The sequence below is a fragment of the Bacillus sp. B2-WWTP-C-10-Post-4 genome (assembly GCF_009183805.1).
Classification (GTDB): domain Bacteria; phylum Bacillota; class Bacilli; order Bacillales; family Bacillaceae_G; genus Bacillus_A; species Bacillus_A cereus.
Window position 1 is genome coordinate 1 of sequence record NZ_WEII01000139.1, and the last position, 9,111, is coordinate 9,111.

Genomic DNA, 9,111 nt, shown 5'->3' on the forward strand with positions numbered 1-9,111 from the left:
GAACAATACCGAAAGATAAGGGTGGTTGTCGTGATAAAAACAAAAGATGAAATTTATAAAATTATAAAAGAAATACAAAAGAAAATAGATTTCTCTGGAGTAGTTTTAGTAAAAAAAGAAAAAGACTTAGTCTATGAAAAAGCTTTGGGTTACGCAAACCAAAGTGAATGTATAAACAATACGATACAAACAAGATTTGGCATTGCCTCAGGATGTAAAATTTTCACTGCAATTGGCATCTGTCGACTTGTTGAAAAAGGTTTTATTTCTTTTCATACAAAATTAAAAGATTGTCTAGAGATAAAATTTTCAAACTTCGATGAAGATATTACAATACATCAACTACTAACGCATAGCGCTGGTATACCAGATTATTTTGATGAAAGTATTATGGATAACTTCGAAGATCTTTGGAAACAAACACCTATGTATCTATTAAAGAGCTTAAAAGACTTTTTACCATTATTCCAAAAAAGTAATATGATGTTTGCACCTGGAACTAAGTTTCACTACAACAATGCAGGTTTTATCATACTTGGATTAATAATAGAAGAACAGACGGGACTTAAATTTACGGAGTATATAGAAAAGAACATTTTTAATCCGATTGGCATGAATGATTCTGGCTATTTTTCGTTAGATAGATTACCAAGACATACAGCTCTAGGATATATAAAGGACGAAACCAACCAAAATTGGAGAACAAACGCCTACTCTATACCGATAAAAGGAGGAGCTGATGGAGGTGCATATGTTACTGCGCCAGACATGCTGAAATTTTGGGCGGCCCTATTTAATAATGAAATTTTAGGAAAGGAATATACAAAATTACTTTTAACTCCTCACATTCAAGTAAATGATAAACAGTCCTACGGCTATGGAATATGGATTGAAACACGAGAGAACAAGGTATTCAAATATCATGTAATGGGATATGATCCAGGCGTCAGTTTTCGCTCGGCTATATATCCAGAATTAGGAATAACTTTAGTTATTACGTCGAATAAAGGGGCAGGACCTGAAAAATTAATGACAGAAATAGAAAGAGCTTTTTAATTATATGGATTTAAAAGAAGAGATACGAAAATAATTTAAACGGGTTCATGATTGTTTCTGTTTTGAAAAATATTTTAGTTAACGAGGAACCCTTTATTTATTAAATAAGTTTTTTTGTAATTCTGTACAATTATATATAATTATATGGATTTTTGAATTAGAAAACATTACTATATAGTTGTAAATTTTTATTATTAATGCCTTTAGGATTTTTAGCACCTATCCTATGGGATAAATATAAGAAATTCAAAAGTACAGTTTTATTAGGATTTTCTATATCAGCTAGTATTGAATTGCTACAATTAATTGAGTCTTTATTTAGTGGAGTGGGACGTATTACTGATATTGATGATGTGATCTGTAATGTTCTAGGTTCTATTGTTGGATATTGTATTTATAATATCTTTTTAAAAGCCATTAATAAATTTAACATTCGAGTGTTGGGTAAAGCTAATTCTAAAGGTGTGGAATTAGTTGATAAATAGGAGTTTAAACGAGTTATTAAAGGCGTACGAGTAAAAAGTACGTCTTTTTATTTTTATAAATAATGCTTAAGGCTGATGAGAAATCACATTTTCCGTCTTACACTTGAAAGTAGCTATCGTATTTCAAGTATGGAATAAAAAGAGGAGAATATAATCTTTAAAGATAAACAAGTTTATAGGAGGATTTAAAATGGATATTTTACTTGTTGTTCTTATTATTGTTTTGATGCAAAGTAAAGAACGAAAAGTGAAAATAAACCGTATTTGGCTCATTCCGGCTTTGTTGTGCTTTGTAACAATCCAGTCCATTATTCATGTGGGACAAATAACTTTGCTGCAAGGACTACTGTTTGTTGTAATGCTTGGAATTGGCTTAGGTCTAGGAATTATACGGGGAAGAGCTTTAACATTTCGATTTGATAGTAAAACAGGTCATGTACTACGAAAAGGAAATTGGGTAAGTACAATAATCCTTCTTGTTATTTTAGGAGCAAAAATTATGATTAAACAAAGTATGTTTTCTGATAGTACGCACCAGACATTAATGGTTGTAACAAATGCCTTTTTATGTATTACATTAGGCACTGTGATTAGTAGACGTTATTATATTTGGAAAAAATATAATGAATTAACACAAAAAACGTAAATACATTCACCCCTTGTTTAACATTGCTAAGAACGGTAATACTAATTAACATTGAACTTTTACAACAAGGGATGATAATATGATATACATTTACACAGATTTTGGTGGAACACATACTACCTCACTAGCTGCAGCGTATCATTTAAATAAACTACCAACGGATCGTAAGTTAACGAAAGAAGAAATTTTGAATGTAGATTACTTTAATAAATTGAAAACAGAAGATATGGGAAAAATTATTTTTCATGGAATCGATGAACATGGTCATCCTGTATATACGATTGGATGTGGCGCATCAAAAGTTGTTGTACCAGCGATGAAGCATTTAGGAGAAATCTTGCAAAAACATTATCAAAGTCATGAAAAGATTATTTTTTCTAATACATCACCAACCGTACCTTTACCAATGACTTTCGGTGGGCTGTTTTCTAGAAGGTTCCATATCGATTTTATTGGTGTACCGTTACTCGTATGGGGAGCAAAAATTTGCTGTGATAATATACAAAGGCTTGTTAGTTATACAAAAGAAGCTGGCCGATTAACGAATGATTATGTTGTAATTTTAGATAATGAAACTTTTAAATAGTATATGATAACAAGAAAATCGAGCAAATTCCTTGATTTTCTTTTTTATTTGTGAAATAGACAAGAAATAGTCACATTTAATATGCATCTACTATAGCCAAAACAATAAAGTCCTGTTACTATTACAGGGATATTCTCTTTTCGTAACATAAATATATAGAAAAGTCAGAAAAGAGCAATTGAATTAAGGGAGGAACAACATGAAGCGTGTTGCTTGGATTACTGATAGTACAACTGCGAGTTTTAAAACAGAAGGAGATAACTTTGTTATCCCAATTGAAGTTATTATTGATGGTGTGTCGTACAAAGATTGTGAAGAAGGTGTGCGTGAGCGCGTTTATAATGCTTTGAACGAAGGTAAAACTGTCACTACATCACAGCCTAACATAGGGGAAATGGTAGAGTTATTTTCGAAATGCAAAGAAGAATATGAAGAGGGATTTGCAGTTGCTATTAGCGGAAAAGTAAGTGGAACCTATCAAAATATGAAGTTAGCTGCAGAAATGGCAGGTTTCCCATTAACGGTATTAGACAGTGAAACAACAAGTTATCCAATGGATGAACTAATTAGAAAAGCGAAATCGTTATACAATGATGGTATGACTTTACAAGATATACACAAAACATTAGTAGAGGAAAAAAGAAGACCTTTTCATGTATTTCCAAAGAGTTTAAAAGGTCTATATGCAAGTGGTCGTGTAAAGGGTATTCAATTTTTACTTGGAAGTTTATTAAGTGTCAACTTAATATTAGAAGTAAAAGGTGGAGAGCTTTTACTTGAAAAGAAAGTTCGTAAAATCCAAAAATGTCGAGAATATATTAAAAATGAACTTGAAAAAGAATTACCAAAAGTACTTCACATGTTCCATGCTAACGATAAAGCTGGAGCTGAAGAATGGATTGCAGATATTAGACAAGCATTCCCTGAAATGGATTTCAAATTATATCCATTACCAATTTCATTTGCGGTTCATGCAGGTGAAGGTACAATTGCAATTAGTTATTAAAGTAAAACCCGTGAATGATTCACGGGTTTTTTCAGAGTGTCGGGAAAGGCCTTATATACTATAAGGTCTTTTGTACCTCTTAAAATGGCTTGAATAGCGTTTATTTGAGGTCATTAGGTAGTTAGAGATTGATGACTATCTTTAACGAAAAAAGTTGAAGTCATATTTTTCAATGTTAATAAATCAGAATCTTCTTTCTTTTATTTCTGCAGTTACAATCTATTTACATATAAGATTATTAGGATTATATTGACAATGAAAGAGAAAACAATAGATGGAAGGGGATGTTTTTATGTTAAAAAAAGCAGCACTAGGGATTTCATCGTTAGCAATCACAGCGTTCGTCGGATTAGGGATGGCAACAGAAGCTTCAGCTGGACCAGCAGCACCACTTACTTCACTAAACGTCGTACAAGTAGAGTCTGAGCTAGGCGGGGTAGAAACAATTAATCAGAACAGCTTCAGTACATCGCGTAACCACGGGGGAAAATATTTATATATTACAACGAAAGAAATGGGTTATGGCCAAAACCCATTTGTTAAAATGAATGGTTCTAATGTAAAAAGTATTGATTCCACTATAATTGGGGGAAGACCAATCGTTGGCTGGTATTATAAATGGGATGCTTCTGGACACCAACAAGGAACCTTTGAGTACCAAAAGACATCTATAAATGCACCATTTAATACAATGCGTACATCAATTTATATCCAATAATTTTGAAAGCGTTCGCACATATAGAATAGTAAAAAAGGTACTTCTAGGAGTACCTTTTTTTGATTTGAATCACGTTCATCTATATTTATAATCCCGATTCCACAGCAAGAATGCTTCCCATAAAACAAAATCCTAAATGTCTATAAAATTGTTATGAACGCGTAGTACAAGTCCTCTACAATAAAAGTGCGTAACCTTAAATATTTTAAACTCAATAGTTATTTATTAAGTTCGTTTATTTTATTTAATAAATTTAGTATAAATAGCCAAATTGCACCTAGACTCAGAGTGAATTTTACATCTGTAAAAGTAACGAAAGAAATCCAAAGTTTACAGTTTCAATCGATTGATGAAAGTACTTCAAATTATTTGATACGAGGGGGAAAGTACGAGGATTTCTTTGTTCAAGGAGAAGAAATTTATACATATTCATTTTTCAGAAAAAGATGGGGTTAACCCCGTCATAAAAAGTCCGTTTTTATAACGGGACTATTTATGACGATTCCTATTTATACTTTTTACGATTAAAAGAAAAAGAGAATGTTAATCTAAATGTTTAGCACTCACTGGACAGTCTCTTGTCGGTGTATGTCTAGTAAGAGAAAAGATAGCCAAACCTAAAGATAATAAAACTAAAGATCCACCAACCCAGGCCATATTGGCGACATTATGTACTTGTTTTAAAGCTATACCTCCAACTGCAGAGCCGAGTGAAATTCCTATTTGTAGGGCTGAATTATTAAAACTTTGCTGTATATCTGACGTATCCGGGGCAATTTGGATTAAATAACTTTGTTGAGGTGGTGCAAGCCCCCAACTCAATGCAGCCCAAACTATCATAACAGGAATAAATAGGATAATAGAAACTGCAGTAAACGGTAATATAAATAAGATTAGAGCAAATAGAGTAATAACTATCAAAATACTTTTTTGAGCGCCTATTTTATCTGATAATACACCGCCAAACGCACCGCCACTTACTGCAGCTATACCAAACACTAAATAAAATATGCTAATCCAATAAGGGCTTAGGTGAAACTTATTTTCTAAAAAAGGAGTAAAATAAGCATATAGAGTATAGTGTCCTGCTAACATAAACATGGTAGCTAGATGGGCAGATCCTAGTTTAAGACTACAAACGGCCTTTAATTGGATAGATAAAGGAGTTCGGTTTTCCTCTCCAGGTATTTTATCTAAAAATACTGAAATTAAGATAATAGACCCCAATGATAAAATAGCTATACATAAAAAAATAATTCTCCAGCCAAATGTGTTTGAAATTAATATGCCTAGTGGTACTCCTAGTACAAGTGAAGAGCTAATACCCATATAAATTAATCCTAATGCTTTTGCTCGATAAGCGGGATTAACAATTTTAGCTGCAATTGTTAGGGAAAGTACTACAACTAAAGCAGTACTCATAGCAGTTAAAATTCTTGCTATCATCATAAAAGTAAAGCTCGGACTAAAATAAGTAAGTAGATTACCAATTAGAAAAATGTAAAGTGAAATAATATATAATTTTTTTCTTTCCACTTTACTTGTGAAAATCAATAATACAGGACCTGCTATTGCATAAGTAAAGGCGAAAATTGTAATTAATTGACCAGCGGAACTTAATGAAACATTAAAATCTTTAGCGATGTCTGGCAATATTCCTCCAACGATAAGCTCTACAAGACCTACCGCTATCGTTGCTAAAGCTAATATAAATACTTTGAAATTCATTTTTTGTAATCCCTTCTCGTCATTATTTACCTTAGAACAAAAAAACTCCTGACTACAAACGCTAAAAGACGCATTTTGTAGTCAGGAGTTGTTGGTTCCTGGTAGAGACCCCCAAGCCATATTCTTGGAGTTATACATGATTCTCATATGTAATTAATCAACGTAATAGAAAATACCATATTATTTTTTAGATTTCAATAAAAAATTTGCATTTGTACATGTGATCTTATTAATCATTTTATTTTTTATCGTTGTAGGATGCACTAATATCTTCAGTTGATGTGCACGGGGTTACCCCCATCTTTTTTCATTTCTTTGTAGTAATTTTTAAACACAGTGTATTGATATTGGGTTAACCCGAGAATTTACACTTTATGTAATACAAAGAAAAGTGAGGGGAAGTTTACGATTACATATAGAAAATAAAAAAAGAAACCAAGAACTAAGAAATATTTGTTTATATTCAATTGCAAAAGCAGTATCACTATTCGGTAGCTCTATTTATAGTTTTGCATTAGGATTGTATGTTTTACAAATAACCGGATCTGCGTTAAATTTTGCGATTACGCTCATATTAGGAACGATTCCAATGATTGTTATGAATCCATTTGCTGGTGTCATTGCTGATAAGGTTGATAAAAAGAAACTCGTCGTTTGCATGGATGTATTAAGCGGGTGCTTATTAATAACTGTTTATATATTAAGCAACTATTATGGATTAAACTTATTCATTATTTATACTACTACCTTTCTTATGACAGTATTTACAATGTTTTTTGGAATAGGATTAGAGGCCGTAAAACCGAATATGGTTACTAAAGAACGGTTAATGAGTATTAATTCTATAAGTAAAATTATCGATTCTATATCTTTAATTTTAGGTCCTATGTTAGGGGGCATTGTTTTTGCAGTCTTTGATATAAAAACTTTTATCATTATTAACGGTATTTCATTTATCCTTTCGGCTATATCCATATTGTTTATAAACTTTAAATTGTGCGAGCAAAACATAAATGAGGAATGTTCAATTAGAGAAATTAATTTTATTGAAGATATAAAGGAGGGATACTCTTACTTATTGGAGCGGAAAAGCTTAAAAAATACTTTTAGTATTTTAATTTCACTTAATTTCTTTTTAGGCTTTGCTGTAACCGTTCCGTTGCCATACATTATTAACACAGTTCTCAATCTTAATTCTAAGCAATTTGGTATGATTCAAGGGACTTTTTCGATAGGTATGATAGTTGGTGCAATATTAGTAAAAAAGATAACTGATTGTTTTTCTTATTCTTATCTATTGAAAAAAATAAGTTTTATGTTGGCAATTTTTATGATAGTTTCAGGAATACCTGTTTTATTTAAACCTATTGTAGTAAATAATTTGGTATATGTTACTACGTATTGCATGATTATGTTCTTTTTAGGATTTATGATAGCACAAATTGATATTCCTTTAATGTATTTCATGCAAAATGAGATTCCTGAAGAATATAGAGGAAGAGTTCTTAGTATTGGATTAAGCTTAGGTAAAATAATGCAGCCAATAGCACTTGCAATATCAGGACTGTTATTAAATTTCATTCCAGCCTACACGCTTCCCATTGCAGGAGGGATTGTATTTTTTACTTTGAATAAAATTTTAGCAAATAAGTTAAATTTAGAAATTCATTCAAAAGATTATAGTGTTTAACGTAACTTAAAAAGCGCAGGATTCTAATCCTGCGCTTTTCTATCGTAATTCAGCTGTTTTTCTAATAACGATCTTATCAATTTCATCTTCTTCATCACCAATAAATAATCCTCGTTCTTTTAAATATGCTTCAAAATATAAATCTGCTTCAGCGCGTTCGTCATATGGCTTTACAGAGAGAACGAAACCTAATTTGTTTTGTTCTTCTAAATGAGAAGTGGAGATGTAAGCCGGTACATTATGGCGTAAAAAGAGTTCTTTAACCGGAATAATCATATCTTTCATTAATTTCGTTAGCATACCCATTTCAAACTCGAAATTAAAGCGATCTATACTAGATAAATCAGCGAATACTACACCGATAAAACCTGTATTAAATACTTCTTGATATTCTACATCTTCGTCATGGCCGCCGTAAAAATTCTTTTCGATTAAATAATTGACAAAATAAGCAACGCCATCACTTTGTTCAAATGGTTTCGTTGAAAGAACAAAGCCAATTTTCTTTTGTTTATGTAAATACACACATGACATGTATGCTGAAATGTTATGTTCTTTAAATAAAGCACTTGTTGCTCCAGAGAGACCATCTAATACGTGATGAACAATTTGAAGTTTTTTACGAGCGAAATAATAGGATTTCTTTTGTAACTCCAATGTATCAATAAAGACAGAGCCGATAAAGCCTGTATTTGAAATAATAGGTGCTTGCTTTTTTCTTCCTCTGCGCTTTAATGGAGCCATTGTTAAAATCATCCCTTCATGTACGTTTAAAATAAAAAGAACGTTTGTTCGTATATTTATATTTTACTATTAAAACGCTATAAAGTAAAGGGTTTTTGATGAAAATATAACAAAAAAGACACCTTATAAAAGGTGCCTTAAACGCTGTAGGGAATAGGGTTTACCCTAACTATTTATATTATGATACAGAAACAATCTCTTCTGTATCTTCTACATCTAAATGACAGTCCATAGTACGAACATCTTGATCTTCATGACTTCCGAAATAAATAGTAATTTTCATATGTATCGCTCCTTTATTCTAGGAATACCTAAAATAATTACTAGTAATGTTAATATTTATTATATACCACTTTTTTCATTCCGACAACGTTATATCATTTTTAATTATTTTAAACTATAGAGCACAATTTAAAGAGGTACTTTTTATAGAAAAAGGTAAATTTCTAATA

8 protein-coding genes, 3 pseudogenes and 1 riboswitch are annotated in these 9,111 nt (G+C 31.4%); of the genes and pseudogenes, 9 read left to right on the forward strand and 2 right to left on the reverse strand.

The window, feature by feature from the left end; translation table 11 throughout:
* Positions 1–30 precede the first annotated feature (30 nt).
* The 8 genes and pseudogenes from GBN78_RS26765 to GBN78_RS26800 form a co-directional block, all read left to right on the forward strand.
* A complete protein-coding gene (locus GBN78_RS26765) occupies positions 31–1,056 on the forward strand; it encodes a serine hydrolase domain-containing protein (protein WP_152127891.1) in 1,026 nt (341 codons plus the stop codon).
* 13 nt (positions 1,057–1,069) lie between these two features.
* Positions 1,070–1,138, forward strand: a pseudogene (locus GBN78_RS31070) (GNAT family N-acetyltransferase); the annotation flags it as partial.
* Positions 1,139–1,244: 106 nt separating this feature from the next.
* Positions 1,245–1,541, forward strand: a pseudogene (locus tag GBN78_RS26775) (VanZ family protein); the annotation flags it as partial.
* Positions 1,542–1,731: 190 nt separating this feature from the next.
* Positions 1,732–2,187: a CcdC protein domain-containing protein gene (locus GBN78_RS26780; RefSeq protein ID WP_098537123.1), complete on the forward strand. Its 456-nt coding sequence runs from the start codon at positions 1,732–1,734 to the stop codon at positions 2,185–2,187.
* Between the two features lie 79 nt (positions 2,188–2,266).
* A complete protein-coding gene (locus GBN78_RS26785) occupies positions 2,267–2,773 on the forward strand; it encodes a DUF3189 family protein (protein ID WP_000639421.1) in 507 nt (168 codons plus the stop codon).
* A 199-nt stretch (positions 2,774–2,972) separates the two neighbouring features.
* On the forward strand, positions 2,973–3,779 hold the full coding sequence (locus GBN78_RS26790; protein ID WP_000831933.1) for a DegV family protein: 807 nt from the start codon (positions 2,973–2,975) through the stop codon (positions 3,777–3,779).
* Between the two features lie 292 nt (positions 3,780–4,071).
* Positions 4,072–4,497 carry a DUF4879 domain-containing protein gene (locus tag GBN78_RS26795; RefSeq protein WP_030025727.1) on the forward strand — a complete coding sequence of 142 codons (426 nt, stop codon included), beginning with the start codon at positions 4,072–4,074 and terminating at the stop codon, positions 4,495–4,497.
* Between the two features lie 204 nt (positions 4,498–4,701).
* Positions 4,702–4,953 (forward strand): annotated as a pseudogene (locus tag GBN78_RS26800) (MerR family transcriptional regulator); the annotation flags it as partial.
* Positions 4,954–5,040: 87 nt separating this feature from the next.
* Here GBN78_RS26800 and GBN78_RS26805 read toward each other — a convergent pair.
* Complete coding sequence (locus tag GBN78_RS26805) at positions 5,041–6,225, reverse strand: MFS transporter (protein WP_044584510.1); 1,185 nt, start codon at positions 6,223–6,225, stop codon at positions 5,041–5,043.
* 58 nt (positions 6,226–6,283) lie between these two features.
* A riboswitch (purine riboswitch) is annotated at positions 6,284–6,383 on the reverse strand.
* Between the two features lie 233 nt (positions 6,384–6,616).
* On the opposite strand from GBN78_RS26805, the gene GBN78_RS26810 reads away from it, so the two are divergent.
* Positions 6,617–7,915: an MFS transporter gene (locus GBN78_RS26810; RefSeq protein ID WP_152127892.1), complete on the forward strand. Its 1,299-nt coding sequence runs from the start codon at positions 6,617–6,619 to the stop codon at positions 7,913–7,915.
* A 39-nt stretch (positions 7,916–7,954) separates the two neighbouring features.
* Here GBN78_RS26810 and GBN78_RS26815 read toward each other — a convergent pair whose 3' ends face one another.
* Positions 7,955–8,659 (reverse strand): hypothetical protein, encoded by a 705-nt coding sequence (locus tag GBN78_RS26815; protein WP_000035356.1) that lies wholly within the window; start codon positions 8,657–8,659, stop codon positions 7,955–7,957.
* Positions 8,660–9,111: the final 452 nt, after the last annotated feature.

Excerpts from the sequence above, each read along its gene's own strand:
- GBN78_RS26780 (WP_098537123.1), top strand. The coding sequence starts at position 1,732 with ATGGATATTTTACTTGTTGTTCTTATTATTGTTTTGATGCAAAGTAAA.
- GBN78_RS26785 (WP_000639421.1), top strand. The coding sequence starts at position 2,267 with ATGATATACATTTACACAGATTTTGGTGGAACACATACTACCTCACTA.
- GBN78_RS26790 (WP_000831933.1), top strand. The coding sequence starts at position 2,973 with ATGAAGCGTGTTGCTTGGATTACTGATAGTACAACTGCGAGTTTTAAA.
- GBN78_RS26795 (WP_030025727.1), top strand. The coding sequence starts at position 4,072 with ATGTTAAAAAAAGCAGCACTAGGGATTTCATCGTTAGCAATCACAGCG.
- GBN78_RS26805 (WP_044584510.1), bottom strand. The coding sequence starts at position 6,225 with ATGAATTTCAAAGTATTTATATTAGCTTTAGCAACGATAGCGGTAGGT.
- GBN78_RS26815 (WP_000035356.1), bottom strand. The coding sequence starts at position 8,659 with ATGGCTCCATTAAAGCGCAGAGGAAGAAAAAAGCAAGCACCTATTATT.